The organism is Halomonas sp. KM-1, from assembly GCF_000246875.1.
Classification (GTDB): Bacteria; Pseudomonadota; Gammaproteobacteria; order Pseudomonadales; family Halomonadaceae; genus Halomonas; species Halomonas aerodenitrificans.
The window spans coordinates 1-19,401 of record NZ_BAEU01000058.1 but is presented as its reverse complement, the minus strand read 5'-3'; the positions used below and the strand labels follow the sequence as shown (position 1 = coordinate 19,401).

Below are 19,401 nucleotides of genomic sequence, written 5' to 3'. Positions count from 1 at the left end.
ACGTTCGAGGCTGAGGAGTTCCTCAATGATTCGGCCAAAATCGATTGCAATCGCGATGTTGCAGAGAGCGTGCCAGCGTTACGCTAGAGTGGCAGGCTATGAGCACGGGGGCTCAAGCCTCGAAAGAGGGCCAGTGCAGTGAAAACCATACAAGCTGCTTGTACCGTCATTCGGCGCGAAGATGGCGCCACCCTGATGGTAAAACGCCTGAACCCGCCTGAAGCGGGCTTATGGTCCGTTCCCGGTGGCAAGGTCGAGCCCGGCGAGAGTCTGCGCGCCGCCGCTGCCCGCAGAGCTGCTCAATCATCTATGCGCGGCGGGACTGGCTACCCGGCGCTAGGCACATCGTTACCTCGATTCGCCCTTGGCGATTGACACATCAACGAACCAGCGGGCGCGCTAGCGCTTCGACGCAGGCGAAGGCTTCCTTGGCACCGGCGATCGCCTGCACGATGCCGGTCTCAGGCAGCGGTATCGCATCCAACTGTTGCGTAAAGTTTCGCCAATGTAGGCCGCGGCCGTCGTCGCTGGGCGCCAGGTGGCGCGCTCCGTAGCTGGCAGATAGCCCCAGCTCGGCGGCTCGCTTGAACAGAAAGGCCGCCCCCAGATTGGAGCCCTCGTTCACATACAGCCAACCCAGCAGATAAGGCGCCGCCTCACTTGTCGGCGCTGCCAACGGCTTGGCCTGTGCCTGACGTTCGGCGTCGACGTCGACATTCAAATCCAGGCAGTCGCGTACCACGGCGGCGTGTCGACAGCGCAGGGTCAAGTCGGAGATCCAGTCGGCCAGCTGTGGATGGCGATAGACGGGCAGGCAGCGCTGTTGAAAGCCGTATTGCACCCGCAAGAAGCGCGCATAGCCTTCCAGGTCGTCAAAAGGGCGCAGTGTCATGATCGCGTGATCAACCCGCTCATGCTGCTCTCGGGTGGCATGCTTGAGGCGCTTGCTGAATGGCTGAACGGTGGTCTGCTCTGGCGGGGTTACGGTTTCCATGAGGGCCTCGTCATAGGGAAGGGACAGTTTGCTGGGTAGCGTGCGCTGGCGACGCCAGCCAGGTAACGCCTGGCAGACGCCTGACGGTTATCCCCAGGCTGGTTTCCAGGGCATCGAGAATGGCGTCGGGATCATTGGCAGGGAAGCTGCCGGAAAGCCGATGTGATGTTGCCCCATCGCCACTGACGACCACTCGGCCTGGCAGCATACGCTCGAGCTGCAAGGCGACCTCGCCGAGCGCGATCTGGTCGAACAGCAGTTGGCCCCGGGCCCAAGCCAGGCGGCCTCTGGCATCGATCTCGCTGGGCTCGCCATGCAGCGATCCGCGGTGAAGCTGGACCTCCTGATTGGCGCCCAGCACCACTCGCTCAGTGCTTTCGTCACGCTGACCACGAGAAACCGCCACACGTCCTTCCTCCACGGAGACGCGAACGTCGTCGGCAAATCGCTCTACGGCAAAGCGCGTGCCCACCACCTCGGCTTTCGCCTCGCCGGCCAATACCGTAAAAGGACGTGCCGGTTCGCTGGCCACATCCACCCACAGCCGGCCTCGGCGCAGCGTCAGCTGCCGTCCGCCATCCGTCATCACGATATCCACGGCGCTATCGGCATCGAGAAACAGCCGGGTGCCATCTTCCAGCGTCACCTGCTGGCTATGCCCCGGCGCCGTGGCCAAGTCTGCCATCCACCTGTCGAACAGACCAGGATCGCGCCAGGCACCGAAGCCGAGCAGTAGCGTCAGCGGCAGGCATGCTGCCGCCGCCCACGGCCAGGATTGGTGCGACGAGGCCGGGCGGGCACTCGCTTCGCGCTCGGCGAGCAACCTGGCCGGCGCTTCCACCGCTTGCCATAGCTGCTCCGCCTCTGCATAGGCCTCTTCATGTCGCTCGCTCTGCGCCAACCATGCCTCGAAGGCATGCCGATCCGCCTCGCTGGCAGAGGGGTCTCGCAGGCGTAGAAACCATTGAATGGCTTCATCATCGAGCGCTTCCTGGGAAGGTAACGCCACCTTGGTACATCTCCTCATCGCACGATCATCGTTGTTTCGGCAATTGTGGTTGTCTTCTCTAATAACGATTCAGCAGCCAGATTCCCTCACTCTTCTTCCTGCCGACGTTGCCACTGGCGGCATGCCCGCATCGCTCGCATCATCTCTTTCTCCACGGTGCTGATTGAAACTCCCAACTGCTTGGCAATAGCGGCGTAGGTTTCGCCTTCGACGCGATTGAGCAGAAAGATACGGCGCGTGCGCTCAGGCAATGCATCCAGTTCAGCCACCAGATTGCCCCAGCGTTCGAGCGTAGCCGCGACTCTCTCGGGGCTGGGGTGAGCGTTATCCTGCTCTTCTGCCTGAGCAGTCTCTTGATGACGTTGGCGTACCTTCTGGGCGCGCAGATGATCGAGCGCCAAGTTGTGCGCGGTACGGTAGAGCAGGCCTACAGAGTCATCGTCTTTGGGCTGGCGATGCCACAGCTTGACGAAGGTTTCCTGCGCCAAGTCTTCGGCTTCGGCCTCGTTGTCGACGATACGTCTGATCCGTTGGACCAGCCGCGGTCGTTCCCCGAGGAACATCTTTAGCAGCGAGCGTGGTGAGGTGGGCATAAGACGAGTGGAAATCTCGTAGCGCTGTCATGAGTAGCAACACATAATGAATTAAACAATACTCATTATCAAACACGAGAGATTACAGCTTGCATGTGCATGGCTGCGTAGCCTTAGCCACGTAAAACTGCATAACGGTATTTATGGCAATATGGTTGGGTTCACGTACGCAGCAAGGATCCGCCATGCCGTTCGCCGCTACGCCCCTCACCCCCGGCTTCATGGTCGTTCACGGCAATCGCCTGGAGGACCTGCGCGGCGTGGCGGTGGAGTGGATGAAGCGCCACCCGCTGGCACCGCTGGAGAACGAGACGATCCTGGTGCAGAGCAACGGCATCGGCCAGTGGATGAAGCTGGCGCTGGCCGCCGACGAGGCCGACGGCGGCAGCGGCATCGCCGCCGCGCTGGACGTCACCCTGCCGGCGCGCTTCCTGTGGCAGGCCTACCGTGCGGTGCTCAACCATGTGGAAGGCGATGCCAATGCGGTGCCGGCCACCTCGCCCTTCGACAAGTCGCGCCTGCTGTGGCGGCTGCTGCGCCTGCTGCCGGAACTGATGCCGCGTGACGAGTTCGCCCCGCTGCGCCGCTTCCTCGAAGGCGACAGCGACCTGCGCAAACACCACCAGCTCGCCGAGCGCCTGGCCGACCTGTTCGACCAATACCAGGTATACCGTGCGGACTGGCTCGAGGCCTGGGCTCGCGGCGAGGACGTGCTGATCTCCGCCCGCGGCGAAGCCCGCCCGCTGGACGATACCCAGCGCTGGCAACCGGCCTTGTGGCGAGCCGTGGTGAAAAGTGTTGCCGAGGACGTAGGCGACGACGGCGTGGCCTCCAGCCGCGCTATGGTGCACCGGCGCTTTCTCGCCGCCGCCCGCGAGCTTCACGGCGGCGAATGCCCCCCCGGCCTGCCGCGGCGGGTGATGGTGTTCGGCATCTCCTCGCTGCCGCAGCAGGCGCTGGAAGCGTTGGCCGCCATCGCCCGCTGCTGCCAGGTGGTGCTGTGCGTGCACAACCCCTGCCAGCACTACTGGGCCGACATCATCGAACACAAGGATCTGCTCCGTGCCCAGCGCTACCGCCAGCGACGCAAGCAGGGCATGCCGGCCCAGCTCGACGTGCTCGGCGTTGGAGATGCCAGTGGTGACGGAGCGGAGAGCCTGCACCTACACGCCCAACCGCTGCTGGCCGCCTGGGGCAAGCAGGGCCGCGATTACCTGCGCCTGCTCGACGAGCACGACGACGCCCAGCAGTACGAGGCGTTGTTCAAGGCCGACTCGCTGCGCATCGATCTGTTCGAGCCCTTCGTGCGCGAAGGCGACGGCCGGCTGCTGCAACAGCTGCAGGACGACATCCGCGAGCTGCGACCGCTGCACGAGACCCGCGAGACCTGGCCGGCGGTGGACTCCAACTACGATGACTCCATCGTCTTTCACGCTGCCCACAGCCCCCAGCGCGAAGTGGAGATCCTGCACGACCAGCTGCTCGCCGCCTTCAGCGCCGACCCGAACCTCAAGCCCCGCGACGTGATCGTGATGGTGCCGGACATCGACCACTACGCACCTCACGTGCAGGCCGTATTTGGTCAAATTGAGCGCGACGACCCACGCTACATCCCCTTCACCCTCTCCGACCAGGGCAGCCGCCACCGCCTGCCGCTGCTGATCGCGCTGGAGAAACTGCTGCGCCTGCCGGAGCTGCGTCTCTCGGTGAGCGACCTGCTCGACCTGCTCGACGTGCCTGCCCTGCGCGCTCGCTTCGGCATCGACGAGCAGTACGTGCCCACCCTGCGCCGCTGGATCGAAGGCGCCGGCATCCGCTGGGGGCTCGACGCCGGCCAGCGCGGCAGCCTCGACCTGCCCGCCGGCATGGAACAGAACACCTGGGCCTTCGGCCTGCGCCGGCTGCTGCTGGGCTACGCCGTTGGCGAAGCCGCCAGCGGCCCGTGGCAGGGAATCGAACCCTTCGACGACATCGGCGGACTGGAGGCAGCGCTGGCCGGCCCACTAGCCGCGCTGCTGGAAACCCTGGAACAGCAATGGCGCTGCCTGCGCGAGCCCACCGACGTGGCCGGCTGGGTAGCGCGCCTGCGCACCCTGCTGGAGGCGAGCTTTATTGCCGAGGCCCCGGAAGACAGCCTGATGCTGGCCCAGCTCGAACAGACGCTACAGACCTGGCAGGAGAGCGCCGAAGAGGCCGGGCTGACCCGCGACCTGCCGCTCTCGGTGGTGCGCGAACACTGGCTGGCCCAGATCGACGAACCCAGCCTGTCGCAGCGCTTCCTGGCCGGCGCGGTGAACTTCGCCACGCTGATGCCGATGCGCGCCATCCCCTTCAAGCGGGTGTGCCTGCTGGGCATGAACGACGGCGACTACCCGCGCAGCCACCCGCCGATGGACTTCGACCTGATGAACGGCGACTACCGCCCCGGCGACCGCTCGCGCCGCGAGGACGACCGCTACCTGTTCCTGGAAGCGCTGCTCTCCGCCCGGGAGCAGCTCTACGTGAGCTGGGTGGGTCGCAGCATCGTCGACAACAGCGAGAAACCGCCCTCGGTGCTGGTCGGCCAGCTGCGCGATCATCTCCAGGGGGGTTGGCAAACGGCCGACGACAGCGACCTGCTCGCCGCCCTCACCACCGAGCACCCGCTGCAGCCGTTCAGCCGCACCTACTTCCCCAGCGAGGCGCAGCAGTCCGAGCGCAGCGTATCCACCCGGCGGCTGTTCACCTTCGCCCATGAGTGGCGCAAAATTCATGGACATGCGCATGGTGAAGCGGCACCGAAAGCGGCGCCTCTAGAGCTCGAGGCATTCACGCAGGAAACGCCGCTGACACTAGCCCAGCTCGGTGGCTTCTTGCGAGACCCGGCCCGCGCCTTCTTCACTACCCGGCTCAAGGTGTTTCTGGAACGCGAGGACATCGGCAGCCTCGACCACGAACCCTTCGCCCTGGACGGCCTCGCCAACTGGCAGCTGCAGGACCTGCTGATCCGCGAGCAACGCCGCGCCGTGGACGAAAACCGCGAGCGCCTGCCCGTACTGCTCGACACCCTCGACCGTTTGCAGGGCCAAGGCGTGCTGGCCATGGGCGCCTTTGGCGAGCGTATGCGCGAACAGCTCAGCGAACCGATGGAAGCGCTATTCGAGGCCTACGAAGAAGCGCTGGAGGCCTGGCCCCGCACCCTGCAAGAACCCGAACCGGTGCAGCTCAGCGTGCCCGGCGCTCCGCCGTTGGAAGACTGGCTCGACGAGCTGCGCGAGAGTGAATCGGGCGAGCGCTGCCGCCTGGTGCTCGCCAGCAGCAGCCTGGTCAAGAAAGGTAAATACCGCTGGTCGCATATCCTGCGCCACTGGGTCGCGCACCTGGCCGGCCACCTGAACGACAGGCCTATGACCACCCTGCTGCTCTCCAAGGCCGGCCACGTCACCCTGCCGCCTCTCGACCCGGAAGCAGCCCGTGGCCACCTGCGTGAGATCGTCCGCACCTGGCAGGCCGGCATGCAGATGCCGCTGCCGCTGGCCTGCGACACTGCCTTCGTGTGGCTGAGCAAATTGGGTACGCCGGAGAGTGAGCGCGACAGCGACGCCTGGCGCGCCGCCGCCAGCACCTACAACGGCGACGACTTCAACGCCGGCGAGGCGGGCCGCAACGCCTACCTCGCCCACCGCTGGCCCAGCTTCACCGCGCTCTACGAAGCCCGCCAGGACCGACTCGGCTTCGCCGAACTCACCGAACGACTGCTCGCCCCGGTGCACCTGGCCGTGAAAGGTGACAAGAAAGAGGGCGACAAGAAAGAGCGCGGGAAGAAGGCAACGAAGACATCGGGGAGCCAGGCATGAGCGACGTCACACAGTTGAATCCGCTCGACTTCCCCTTACATGGGAGCAGGTTGATCGAGGCGAGCGCCGGCACGGGCAAGACCTTCACCATCGCCCTGCTCTATGTGCGCCTGGTACTCGGCGCCCGCTCGACCGACGACGATGCCGCCTTCGAGCGTCCGCTCACGCCGCCCGAGATCCTCGTCGTCACCTTTACCAACGCCGCCACCCAGGAGCTGCGCGAGCGGATTCGCGCGCGGCTGGTGGAAGCCGCTGGAGTTTTTCTAACAGAGGCAGCTAGCGAGACTGACCAAGGGGCGCCGGGGGCAGGCCGTAGCGAGGGTCTTTTTCCAGGGAAGGAAAAAGTAGCGCCCAGGGATGGGTTCACAGCGCCCTCGCAGAGGCCTGTCGCCGGATCAGCCCCGACCGCCGACAGCCAAGCCGATCCGCTGTTGATCGCACTCCGCGACCAATACGATCCCGCCACCTGGCCCGCCTGCGCCCGGCGCCTGCAACTCGCCGCCGAATGGATGGACGAGGCCGCCGTCTCCACCATCCACAGCTGGTGCTACCGCATGCTGCGCGAGCACGCCTTCGACAGCGGCAGCCTGTTCTCGCTCAACCTGGAAAACGACCAGACCGAGCTGGAGCTCGAGGTGGTGCGCGACTACTGGCGCAGCTTCTACTACCCGCTGAGCGTCGACGAGCTGGCCACCGTGGTGCGCCACTGGAGCACCCCCGAGCAGCTCCACGCTGCAGTGCGCGGCCTGATGCCCGAAGCGGCAGCACTAAACAAGCACGCCCCGCCCCCGGCCGAGACCATCGCCAACGCCAGCCGCGAGACCGCCGAGCGCCTGGCCCAGCTCAAGGCGCCCTGGCCCCAGTGGCTCGACGAGTGCGAGGCGCTGTTCGAAGAGGCCGCCCAGCAGAAGGCCTTCAAGGGCCAGAGCTTCAACGCCAAGAGCCGCGCCAACTGGCTCGGCGCCCTGCGTGAATGGTGCCAAGGGGAGGCCACCTGGCCCGGCCTGACCGATGCCGCCTGGAAGCGCCTCACGCCACAGGGCATGGCTGATATCTGGCTCAAGGGCGAGCCGCCGGATCACCCGGCGCTGGCTGCGCTGGAAAAACTCCAGGACGAACTCAACGCCCTGCCCGAACCCTACGCCGACCTGCTCACCCACGCCGTGCACTGGTGCCGGGCGCGGCTCGACCGCGAGCAGGAGCGCCGCGCCGAGATGGGTCCCAACGAGCTGCTCACGCATCTCGACCGGGCGCTCACCGGCCCCAACTGCGAAGCGCTGGGCGCACAGATCCGCCGCCAGTTCCCGGTCGCCCTGGTCGACGAGTTCCAGGACACCGACCCGGTGCAGTACCGCATCTTCGACTGCGTGTACCGTATCCGCGAGAATCGCCCGGAGTGTGGTGTGTTTTTGATCGGCGACCCCAAGCAGGCGATCTACGCCTTCCGCGGCGCCGACATCTACACTTACCTGCGCGCCCGTCGCGACACTCAAGGCCGCCACGTCACCCTGGGCACCAACTTCCGCTCCAGCCGCGAGATGGTCGAGGCGGTGAACCGCTGCTTCGAATTCGCCGAAGCGCACCCGCCCGGCGCCTTCTTGTTCAATTCCCCCGAGGGGAACCCCGTTCCTTTCCTGCCCGTGGGAGCGAAAGGACGCAAGGACTCACTTACCCGTCAGGGCCAGCCGCTACCGGCCATGACCCTGTGGCAGCTGGAATGCGACGAACCGCTCTCCAAGACCGCCTACCAGCAGGAGATGGCCGAGCGCTGCGCCTCCACCATGGTGGAGCTGCTCAATGAGGGGCTAAGCGGTCGTACCGGATTCCAGAACGAGCAGGGCGAACTGCAGCCGCTCAAGCCTTCCGATATGGCGGTGCTGGTCAATGGCCTGGGCGAGGCGCGCTCGATCCGCCAGGCGCTGGCCCGGCGCGGGGTGAAGAGCGTCTACCTTTCGGACAAGGACAAGGTCTTCGCCTCGCCGGTCGCCCCCCAGCTCGACGCCTGGCTGCGCGCCTGTGCGGCGCCCGACGACGATAGACTGCTGCGTACCGCCCTGGCCACCTCGGTGCTGGGGCTCGATATCGCCACGCTGGATCGCTTGAACGAAGACGAACTGGCCTGGGAAGGCCGCGTGCTGCAGTTCCGCGACTACCACCGGCTGTGGCAACGCCAGGGTGTGCTGCCGCTGGTGCGCAAGATCATCCACGACTTCGACGTGGCGCAGCGGCTGCTTGCCAGCGGTCCCGCCAGCGAGGGTGAGCGCTTCCTAACGGACTTGTTACACCTGGGTGAGCTACTCCAGCACGCCAGCCAGGAGCTCGACGGCGAACACGCGCTGATCCGCTTTCTCGCCGAGGCCATCGCCAACCCCGAAGGCCACGGCGACACCCACAAGCTGCGCCTGGAGAGCGACGCCGACCTGGTGCAGGTCATCACCATCCACAAGTCCAAGGGGCTGGAGTACCCGCTGGTGTTCCTGCCCTTCATCTGCAACCACCGCGCCACCAAGAAGGACGACTCGCCGCTGCGCTGGCACGACGCCGAGGGCCGCCTGCGCATCAGCCTGGAAGCCGACGACGAGACCCTGGCCACCGTCGACCGCGAACGCCTGGGCGAAGACCTGCGCAAGCTCTACGTGGCGCTGACCCGTGCCCGCCATGCCACCTGGCTCGGCATGGCCCCGCTCAAGGGCGGCGAAGGCAGCGCCGTCGGCCAGCTGCTGGCCAACGGCGACCTGCTCGGCCCAACCGGATTCAGCGAAGCGCTCACCAGACTCAAGGGCAACTGCGCCGCCATCGAGATCGCCCCGGCACCGCCGGCGCACGCCCAGATCGTCACCCGAACCGAGCGCGACGATGCCCTTGGCGAAGCACGTACCCCCACGCGCCCCGCCCGGGAGCACTGGTGGATCGCCAGCTACTCGGCGCTGCGCCTCTCCGGCGAGATCGTCAGCGTCGAATCGGCCAGCGCCCCAGTAAGGACTGACTCACCTGTTAAGCCCCATGGCAGCGAAGCGCAGCGTAGCGGCAGCCTGCCGGAACCCGCCACCGCCATGGAAGCCACCGCGCTGGAGGTATTGGAAGAACCCCGCGACAGTGGCCAGAGCGAACCGCTGCCCTCGCTTCATAGATTTCCCAGAGGGCCAGGTCCGGGGACTTTCTTACACGGCATTCTCGAATGGGCCGGAGAACAGGGCTTCGCCCGAGTAGCCCGCGACCCCGCCCTGCGCGAGGACACCCTCGCCCGCCGCTGCCAGGTGCGCGGCTGGCAGTCGTGGCTGAACACCCTGAACGCCTGGTTCGGCACCCTGCTCGCCGCCCCGCTGCCGCTGCCCAACGGCGCGGGCAGTCTCAGGCTCGAAGCGCTGACGAGCTACCAGGTGGAGATGGAGTTCTGGTTCGCCTCGCGCCAGGTCGACACCCGTCGGCTGGACGCCCTCGTAAGTGCTTACACACTCCCTAGCCCCGATCTAATCGCAGATGGCAGCTCAGGTGCCGGCCTGCCTCGCCCCGCGCTGGATGCCGACACCCTCAACGGCATGCTCAAGGGCTTCATCGATCTGGTGTTCGAGCACGAGGGTCGCTACTACGTGGCCGACTGGAAATCGAACCACCTGGGGCCGGACGACAGCGCCTACAGCCAGGAAGCCATGCGTCAGGCAGTGGCCGCCAAGCGCTACGACCTGCAGTACGCGCTTTACCTGCTGGCCCTGCACCGGCTGCTCAAGGCGCGCCTGCCGGGCTACGATTACGACCGGCATATCGGCGGCTCGCTCACCGTCTTTCTCAGGGGCGCCAATGCGGAGAGCCGCGGCGTACACGCCGAGCGCCCCCCACGGGAACTGATCGAAGCGCTGGACGCACTGTTCCAGGGCGACGCCCAAGCGGCAGGCACCCGCACCACCACGGAGGCGCCGGCATGAGCAAGCGCAGCAAGCACCACGACGACGCCACCCTGGATCTGTTCGCCGACCAAAGCGGAAGCACTAGCGACGGCGAGAGAGAAGAACCCCGCGTGAGCGACGCCCCCGATGTCAGCGCCAAGTCGGAACTGCTACTGGCCGCCCTGAACGACACCCAGGCGCTGTTCGCCCTGCTCGACCGCTGGGTTGAGCGCGGCTGGCTGCGCGCGCTGGACCGGGCGCTGGCGAGCTTCTTCCAGCGCGAGGTGAGCGACGCCCCGCCCCTGCTGCTGCTCGCCGCTGCCCTTGCCAGCCATCAGCTCGGCCGCGGCCACGTGTGTCTCGATCTCGCCCAGACCCTGGCCGCCCCTGACCTGGCGCTCTCGCTGCCGCCGGAAGGGGACGACCTGAGCGACCCGCCGCCGCTGCCCAGCGACCTGCTGGCCGAGCTGGAATTCGCTACCTGGCGTAATGCCCTGCACCACCCCGCCCTTGTGGCGGATGGCAACGAACCACCGGGAAACACCCCGCTGGTACGCAGCGAGCGCAACGGCAACGTGCGGCTCTACCTGCGCCGCTACTGGCAGTACGAGCAGGACATTCGCGGTCTGATCGACGCCCGGCTCACTGCTACAACTCATGGCACCGCCCAAGCCACAAACCAGGCCGAATCCGACACCGCTACCCTGGCCCGGGCGCTGGCCGCGCTCTTTACTCCGGGACATGAACTCGACTGGCAGCAGGCCGCCTGTGCCCTGGCCAGCCGCTCGCCCTTCGCCGTGATCACCGGCGGCCCCGGCACCGGCAAGACCACCACCGTGGTAAAGCTGCTTGCCCTGCTCCAGGCCATGGCACTGGGCGAAACAGCACCAGCCGGCGCCGCCGCCCCGCGCCCACTACGCATTCGCCTGGCCGCGCCCACCGGTAAGGCCGCCGCACGGCTCAACGAATCCATCGCCAAGCAGGTGCAGAACCTCTCGCTGGTGGAACTGGCCGCCGCCGTGGGCCAACAGGGTGTGGATATCTCAACGCTGCGCGACAGCATTCCCACCGAAGTGACAACGCTGCACCGCCTGCTGGGCTCGCGCCCGGATACCCGCCACTTCCGCCACCACGCCGGCAACCCGCTGGCGCTGGACGCCCTGGTGATCGACGAAGCCTCGATGGTGGATATCGAGATGATGGCCGCCGTGCTCACAGCCCTGCCGCCCAAGGCGCGGCTGATCCTGCTCGGCGACAAGGACCAGCTCGCCTCGGTGGAAGCCGGCGCCGTACTCGGCGACCTGTGCCAGCGCGCCGAAGGCGGCCACTACACCCCGGCCACCTGCGACTGGCTGCAACGGGTGACCGGCACGCCGATTCCCGAACGCTACCAGGACGAAGGCGGCCAGCCGCTGGACCAGGCCATCGCCATGCTGCGGGTAAGCCACCGCTTCGATGCCAAGAGCGGCATCGGCCAGCTCGCCGAAGCGGTCAACCGCCCGCTCGGTCCCGAGCAGAACGAGAAAGAGGCACAGAAAGAGAAGAAACGCGCGGTACGCGAGATCTTCGGCACTGATGGCACTGATGGCACTGATGGAAAGCCACGCTACGCCGATATCTCCCGCCTCGCTCTGACAGACGCCGACGACCCGGCGCTGGATCGCCTGGTGGTGAACGGCAACCCGGCCGGTTTCATCAATAGCGGCGAAGGCCGCCACGACCGCCGTGGCGAGCCCATCGTCCCGCCCCGCGGCTACGCTCACTACCTGGACGTGATGCAGGCAACGCGGCCCACCCAGCCGTTCTTTGGCGAAGGCGATGCACGCCAGCCCTACGACGACTGGGCCCGCCAAGTACTCGCCGCTCACGGCCACTTCCAGTTGCTGTGCGCATTGAGGAAAGGCCCGTGGGGCATCGAAGGGCTGAACCCGCGCATCGGCCGCGCGCTGCGCCGCGCCGGCTGGCTCAAGGCCAGCGACCTGGAGCTGGAACAGGGCTGGTTCGAAGGCCGCCCAGTGCTCGTCACCCGCAACGACTACGGCCTGGGGCTGATGAACGGCGATATCGGCATCACCCTCGCCGTACCCGAGGCCCGCAGTGCCAGTGAAACGACCGGCCGCACCCTGCTGCGCGTCGCCTTCCCCGCCAGCGACGGCAGCGGTGACATCAAGTGGGTACTGCCCAGCCGCCTGCAGGCGGTGGAAACCGTATTCGCCATGACGGTACACAAATCCCAGGGCTCGGAATACACCCACACCGCCCTGCTGCTCCCCGACGCCCCCAACCCCATCCTCACCCGGGAGCTGGTCTACACCGGAATCACCCGCGCAAGGGACTGGCTCACCCTGGTGGAGAGCGGACGCGGGATGCTGGATGAGGCGGTGACGAGGGAAGTGGTGAGGGTGAGTGGGTTGGGGAGATTATGAAGCTGACATCACCAGCGCAGGTGATATCGTCTTTCGGCCAAGAGCGAATGCCCCCAGATACTGCTTCCCTCTAATGGGGTTGTGACCCCATACTCCAATTAGGATAATGGCAAATCGAGACGAGGAAGGCAGGCAGAAGGCTGAAAAGCTGGAGGACGATCACCCGAGCGGCAGGAGACGGGCCGGCAGTACCGGGACGGACACAAGAAAAAGTTCTACCTATACGAGCGCACATTAATAGCGAACCACACATGCCACGATCTCTCGCCTATGAGCGTGACAACGCGCTCAATGCCATCTGCCCATACTTCACCATGTTCCCGCTTGAGTACCCGCTTGGGGTGCTCAAGCAATACTGTAAGGCAAACCCTGTTGTAATGGATCCGTTTTGCGGTCGCGGAACGACACTGTTTGCCGCGCGCAAACTCGGATTAGCTTCCCGAGGCATTGACAGCTCTCCGATTGCAGTCGCTATCGCTCGTGCGAAGCTGGCCGCGGTCAAGACCGCAAGTGCGTTGAAGCTGGCGAAGCGCTATATGCAAGAGTACGAGCAAGCAACGGTGCCCGAAAGCAGCTTCTTCCTAGCTGCATTCCATCCCGATGTGCTGCGGAAGGTCTGCGCGATACGTGAAGGGCTCCTTCGAGTGAGGCGGGACACCGACTCAAGCGTCATCCTGCGTGCGGCGATGCTGGGCTGCCTGCATGGCCCAATGAGCAAGACACCGGAACGGCGCTCGTATTTTTCAAATCAGATGCCACGCACCTTCTCCTCCAAGCCGGACTACTCCGTGCGCTTCTGGAAGGAGAAGGGGCTGGTTGCGCCTCAGGTCGATGTTCTGAAGGTCTTGGAGCGGAAGCTGACACGCCTTAACAACATCCAGTTGCCCCAGACTGGTGTGTTGACAGACGCGCGGAAAGGCGATTCCAGGAGGGCTGCCTCGCTACCACCGGCTTGTCGAGACTTCTCCGTTGTCATCACGTCGCCACCGTACTATGGCATGCGCACGTACGTCGAAGATCAGTGGCTACGAAACTGGTTTCTGGGTGGGCCCGACCACGTGGTCTATGGAAAAAGCGTGCAGCTTCAGCACGCAGGCTTTGAGTCGTTCGCGGAGTCGCTCGGCAAGGTCTGGAAGAACATGGCTAGAACGACCGCTGCAGAGTTGGACATACATATCCGCTTCGGAATCATCCCGTCATCAAAAACCGACGCAAAAGCCTTGGTCCGCGCCTCTTTTGAGTCTTCGGGCGTGCAATGGACCGAAGTCTCGGTGCACAGCGCCAAAACAGCGGCATCTGGAAAGCGCCAAGCTGACCATATGGCAGCAGGCTCCGCTGCAGCCAGAGAGTATGACTTCCACGTAAGAAGGGCTTAAGGGAGAAAAGATGGCTACAGCAGGCGGCCCAATTCAGCTGAAGGTGTCGAAGAGCACTTTGTCGATGTTCTTGCGCACAAAATGCGATAAAGAACTGTTCCTCTCGCTGCACGATAATACAGCGATGGCCTCCGCTGGGTTGCCTGAACCCATCAAGCGTCCTGGAATTGGAATACTAGCTGTGGAGGGCAAGCAGTTCGAGATTGATCGAAACGACCAGCTAGTGCGGCTGTTCGGCGGCATTGTGAGCTACTCGAAGAGTGCCGCTCAGTACGGAAACGTTGACTTGCAAGCGGCACTGACTGCTGTGACATCAGTCCCACACCTCATTTTGCAAGGGCATTTCTCCATCGTCGCGCAGCAGCCGGCTGTTCTTTCCACTATCGGAGTGGATGCGACCGATATCCCCCTGGTGCCACCCATCACGGACTTCGTTCCCGACATCTTCTACATCAGAGACACACAGGCGGGGGACCAGGAGGTTTTACCGGACGGCACCCGCGGCCCTATCGATGAGCTTTTCGAGGTACGCAAGGCAATTTGCATACTCGACATCAAGCACACGGCAGAGGCGAACCCGAGTTATTGCTCGGAAATCGCGATGTACGCGGTAATGCTTGCGAACTGGCTGCGAGCGAGGCCGCAACTGGCCAGCCGCTTCTTTGTTAGCCTCGATGCGCGACTGTGGACTCGTCACAACCAGGTCGACAGCGAGCTTGGTAAGCTCGAACGACGCGGCAGTGCTACCCAGCACGAACTCCTTGATGCGCTCATGACAGACTCGGAGGATGCTCAGCTTCGGTTCTACCTGCCCACCATTCGCAGTTTTTATATTGACGTCGCAAGAGTCGTGCGAGCGGGGCAAACGTCAGCACAGGGCTGGCAGTCATTAGATTGGCACATTTCAGGCAGTTGCAGCGCATGCGACTGGTTGGGTGACAAGCGTCACATGGGCTCTGCCCATCGAGGAGTCGTCGACGGCAACCCCGGGCATTACTGTATGCCCCTTGCGGAGTCCATGGGCCACCTGTGCTTGGTTCCCGGCATCACGCGAGGGGCTAAGAAAGTACTGCACCAAAACACCGTTGCGGACACAACAGCGCTTGCTGGCGCGGCGGGCCATCCAGCTCTGCAGCAGCACACGCTATTGAAGAAAGAAGCAAAGGCCTTTCCAGCACGGTCTGCGGCCATCAATTCAGGAAATGTATCACGGGACACGACCGGAGCCATAGCCACTTTGGTTCGTGGCGCGAATATCTTGTTGTACGCGAGCGTCAACTTTGACTCCAGTTCTGGGTTCTTGACCGGCCTTGCACTCAGCGGCACTGCAACTACCTTCACAACTGGGCAGGCACCGCGCCGCTTTCGCCCGGTTCCCTTTATCGTCGACGATAAGTCGTTGCAAGCGGAGTGGGTCGCGCTGGAAGGCTTCCTAACCCAGATTGCCACATGGATCGAAGCTGCCGAACAGATGAAGGGTAAGGCGTCAATCACCGGACAAATCCACTTCTGGGAGCAGCGCCAGTTTCAAGAGCTATGCAACGCGATGGGCAGGCACCTGCCCAGGGTGCTAGCGCTGTCTGCCCGAAGGGCGAAGGCACTAGCCTGGGTATTCGCTGCTGACGAAATGCTGGAACGTGCCGACGCGGTCGAAGCCGCGACCATAGTGACAGTTGAGGACATCGTTCGACGGTTGGTGTTCGCACCGAGCCGGCATGTCATCACATTGTTTGACACCGTCGAACGTTACCGACGCAGCACATACTCGCCTGCAGTTACGGACTCCTACTATCGCGAGTACCTAAGCAATGGTATCCCGCGTGAGCGCATTTACGAACTGTGGACGCACACACCTCAGGTCAAGCGAGGCTCAACCACCATTCCTCGAAACACCCTTATTGCACAGTATTCGGACGCCTTGGAACGGCAATCCTCCGCTTTGGAGGCCGTGTGCGAGAAGCTGCGTGAGGACTACCACAGCCAGTTTCGGGCGAAGGAGGCGCGCATTCCGATCTCTATCCCTCGTGGGGCCTCGAAGGTAGCGTTCGACGCCAAGCTTTGGCTTTGGTGGGACGAGTTGGACTTTAACACTTCGCAGCTTGAGGCTCATATCGGGCTTTCGATGGATGGTGAGAGGCTAGAAGCAACCTACGAAGCCATAGTTCTGCTAGGGGGCATTCACCTCGGTGGTGATCTCTACCAGTTCAGCGTCGCCCCAAGTTCATCTGAGGCCAAGTTCAAGGAGGACTCCAGGTTGACTATCGGTAAGCTGGGTATGCCTGGGATGCCTCTGCAGCGGGTGGGCAGCATCGTGCGCCCTGGCGCCCCCCTGCTCCAAGGTACGCCCGAGGTACTGCAAATGCCTCTTTGGTCGGCGGTGGAGGCACGTTTGGTTGCCTTTGATCGCATACAGCTTGTCGTGCAAGTTGAAATTTCATGCCGCAGAGAGCCCAACCTGGTGCCATACTTGGTGCAGAACAGCTCAATCCCGCTTCTGAACGACATCTTTCTCGTTGAAGCAAAGAAGCCTAGGCTATTTAACTGGGCGGAGCATAGCCAACCCATTCTGCAGGCCATTGGTAGTCCTCGCATCGCAGTTCCTGATCCCAACGCCGCGAGCGCCATCGGCGGGACGCCCCCTACCCGTCGGTCATACGACGCAGAGACTCCTGCGGCAAGGGTTCTGTGGGCTCCTGGAATCCTTCAGCAACAAATCGTTTTGGCAGGTGCTACTGCCAGCGCACTTGCCGATGTCGCTCGTGCACGTCACTCGCTAAACAAGTCACAGCGCGATGCCATTGCGCATGCTTTGGAGCATCAGCTAACCGTTATCTGGGGACCACCTGGCACCGGCAAGACAAACACTCTTGCCGCTATGATCCATGCGATGACCGCGCAAGCAGTTGCCTCGAACATGCCGCTGCGGGTTCTGGTCACAGGACCAACTTATAAGGCGGTAGAAGAAGTAATGCACCGCACTGCCAAGTTCTTGTCCAAAGACCCGAACGCACGGTGTGCGATGTACCTCGGCTATTCGAGGGGGCGGGCACTAGGAACTTCGCCCCAAGGCATCGCTTCACACATCACCTACGACGCCATGGTCTTTGAGACTGACAATACCAAATGGCAAGACTGCACTCAGCTTCTTTCAAGAAACTCGGGGGTGACCATTGTTGGCTGCCAGGTAATGCAAGGCCGTCAGTTCGCAAAGATATTGGGTGCGAGCGCACTGCATCCTGTATTTGATGTCGTTATTGTTGATGAAAGCTCACAGGTTCCGGTAGCCAAGTCGCTCGCTGCTCTTAGCGGGCTGCGGGACGATGCTAGGGTGGTGGTGGCTGGTGACCACCTGCAGATGCCTCCGATTACTGCAATTGAGGCACCGAAAGACGCTGCATATCTAGTTGGGAGCATCCAGACTTATTTGCTGGAGCGCCCCTTTTCGGTGCCCGTGCAGAAATGTGTGCTGGATACCAATTACCGCTCTGCCGATCACATCGTAGAGTTCGCGCGAACAATTGGCTACCCCAAGGGATTGACAGCGGCCTACAGCAACTGCCGACTGCACCTAATGCAGCCGCTCCCATCACGCGCGGATTACTGGCCCGCTTTCCCTTGGGCGCAAACCTTCAACCACGTACTACACCCTAACACTAGGGTCGCAAGCGTATTACACGACGATGATATCTCATCGCAAGGCAACAGGTACGAGGCGCAGATTGTTGCCAACCTAGTATGCGGTTTACGGCATTCGGTTAGCGCTGACCTAGAAAACTGGGGGCTGAACCCGCCCGCACATAGAGTTCCAACAGCGCAGCACTTTTGGTCGGAGTGTGTTGGCATCGTAACACCACACCGCGCTCAACGGGCCTTGGTTGTTCAGGCTCTAGCCGACATCTGGCCTACTGAAGCGGACTTCATCGCCGACGCGGTTGATACGGTTGAGCGGTTCCAAGGTGGGCAGCGCCATACCATCATCGTGACCTTTGGCGTAGCCGATGTGGACGTTATCAGCGGCGAGGAAGCCTTCCTGATGCAGCTCGAACGTACTAACGTTGCCATCTCCCGTGCGATGGCTAAGTGCATCGTCATCATGCCGCGAGCACTTGCTGCTTATGTGCCTGAAGACAAGCGCGCGTTGGAGACTGCTTTCGCCATCAAGGACTTTGTCGAGGACTTCTGTAACCAACGTGTTGACGATGTACTTCAGTCTCCCCAAGGCAATCGTGGGGTTCAGATCCGATACCGACCCTGAGCTACTTCAACCAGAAGCAGTCAAATGAAGCCTAGTGCTATGTGGAATTTAGGTCAGCTCTACTGGCATCAGAGGCGTCCGGGACACCTTGATTTGCTCACGCGTCATGAATATCTTCTGCAGCTCAAGCTATCGAGGTCCATCACACCGGCGAGCTTGGTCACTACCGATCCCTGATCTTGCCCAGTAGCAGTGGACACCCCGTTAAGGCAGTACACGGAACGAGGTGACCCATGGCAAGGCAAGTAGCTTCGATGAAGAAGCCCTCTACCCATTACTCCCAAACCTTCAAGGACGAGGCCTTGGCCCTCACCGACCGGATCGGTGCCAGCGCCACCGCTCGGAAGCAGAGTCTTCAGCCCAGCCAGCTCTACTAGTGGCGAGCCAAGGCCCAACAGCAGCAAAGCGCCTCAGCACGCGAACAAGCCCTGGCCGACGAGAATACCCGGCTCAAGCGTCAGTTGGCCGAGAAGTCGGAAGAGCTTGAAATCACAAAAAAGGCAGCGGTGTACTTCGCCAAGAGCCTGAAGTGATGTAGGCGTCATCCACCAGCACCGTCAGGCATTCAGCATTCAGCGCATGTGCTCAGTCCTCAGCATCGCCCTCAGCGGCTACTACGCCCGGCGTCAGCGCAATGGCACACCGTCGCCCAGGCGACACCAGCAGGAGGTTCTCGATCACAGCGGGTGGTCGAGGCTTATCATCATTGGAAGGGGCGCGCTTCTAGACTGGCGCTGGACCTGCGTGACGACGGGCTGCCGGTGAATCGCAAGACCGTTGCTGCCAATCTCCAGCGGCAAGGCCTGCGCGCCGCTATGCCTGGGCGTCTCTGCACATCACAGCGGTGCATGTCAACAATGGTGTGCTACTCTTCTTCGAGGCCGCAACGCCAAAATCGGCACGATGCTCAGCGAGAGAATCAGCAGAACACACTGCGTAGCTATATAAAGCCACTGGGACTTGTGTCAGGCGAACACCATCACTGTACGCCCATTGTACGCAACAAGCAGAAAGCATAGTTTAGAAAA

At 63.2% G+C, this 19,401-nt stretch carries 10 protein-coding genes; 7 read left to right on the top strand and 3 right to left on the bottom strand.

Annotated features, from left to right (window positions below; all coding sequences use genetic code 11):
* The first annotated feature begins 138 nt into the window (after positions 1 to 138).
* A complete protein-coding gene (locus B8115_RS24105; RefSeq protein ID WP_202949061.1) occupies positions 139 to 375 on the top strand; it encodes an NUDIX domain-containing protein in 237 nt (78 codons plus the stop codon).
* 4 nt (positions 376 to 379) lie between these two features.
* On the opposite strand, the gene B8115_RS05650 is transcribed toward B8115_RS24105, so the two are convergent.
* The 3 genes from B8115_RS05650 to B8115_RS05640 form a co-directional block, all read right to left on the bottom strand.
* On the bottom strand, positions 380 to 994 hold the full coding sequence (locus B8115_RS05650) for a biliverdin-producing heme oxygenase (RefSeq protein WP_010626788.1): 615 nt from the start codon (positions 992 to 994) through the stop codon (positions 380 to 382).
* Positions 995 to 1,004: 10 nt separating this feature from the next.
* On the bottom strand, positions 1,005 to 2,003 hold the full coding sequence (locus tag B8115_RS05645; RefSeq protein ID WP_010626787.1) for a FecR family protein: 999 nt from the start codon (positions 2,001 to 2,003) through the stop codon (positions 1,005 to 1,007).
* Between the two features lie 86 nt (positions 2,004 to 2,089).
* Complete coding sequence (locus B8115_RS05640; RefSeq protein ID WP_158409641.1) at positions 2,090 to 2,566, bottom strand: RNA polymerase sigma factor; 477 nt, start codon at positions 2,564 to 2,566, stop codon at positions 2,090 to 2,092.
* Positions 2,567 to 2,781: 215 nt separating this feature from the next.
* Here B8115_RS05640 and recC point away from each other — a divergent pair, with 215 nt between their 5' ends.
* The 6 genes from recC (at position 2,782) to B8115_RS23565 (ending at position 18,750) form a co-directional block, all read left to right on the top strand.
* Complete coding sequence (gene recC, locus B8115_RS05635) at positions 2,782 to 6,432, top strand: exodeoxyribonuclease V subunit gamma (RefSeq protein ID WP_010626785.1); 3,651 nt, start codon at positions 2,782 to 2,784, stop codon at positions 6,430 to 6,432.
* Entirely contained in the window at positions 6,429 to 10,355 is a 3,927-nt protein-coding gene (gene recB / locus B8115_RS05630; RefSeq protein WP_010626784.1) for an exodeoxyribonuclease V subunit beta, read from the top strand. Before recC ends, recB begins: the two co-directional genes overlap by 4 nt.
* Positions 10,352 to 12,742 carry an exodeoxyribonuclease V subunit alpha gene (recD, locus tag B8115_RS05625; protein WP_010626783.1) on the top strand — a complete coding sequence of 797 codons (2,391 nt, stop codon included), beginning with the start codon at positions 10,352 to 10,354 and terminating at the stop codon, positions 12,740 to 12,742. Before recB ends, recD begins: the two co-directional genes overlap by 4 nt.
* A 251-nt stretch (positions 12,743 to 12,993) precedes the next feature.
* The gene (locus tag B8115_RS05620) at positions 12,994 to 14,118 is read left to right on the top strand and encodes a DNA methyltransferase (RefSeq protein ID WP_010626782.1); all 1,125 of its coding nucleotides are present in this window, start codon (positions 12,994 to 12,996) and stop codon (positions 14,116 to 14,118) included.
* 10 nt (positions 14,119 to 14,128) lie between these two features.
* The gene (locus B8115_RS05615) at positions 14,129 to 18,373 is read left to right on the top strand and encodes a DEAD/DEAH box helicase (RefSeq protein WP_010626781.1); all 4,245 of its coding nucleotides are present in this window, start codon (positions 14,129 to 14,131) and stop codon (positions 18,371 to 18,373) included.
* Positions 18,374 to 18,606: 233 nt separating this feature from the next.
* A complete protein-coding gene (locus B8115_RS23565) occupies positions 18,607 to 18,750 on the top strand; it encodes a hypothetical protein (protein ID WP_010626780.1) in 144 nt (47 codons plus the stop codon).
* The last annotated feature ends 651 nt before the right edge of the window (positions 18,751 to 19,401 follow it).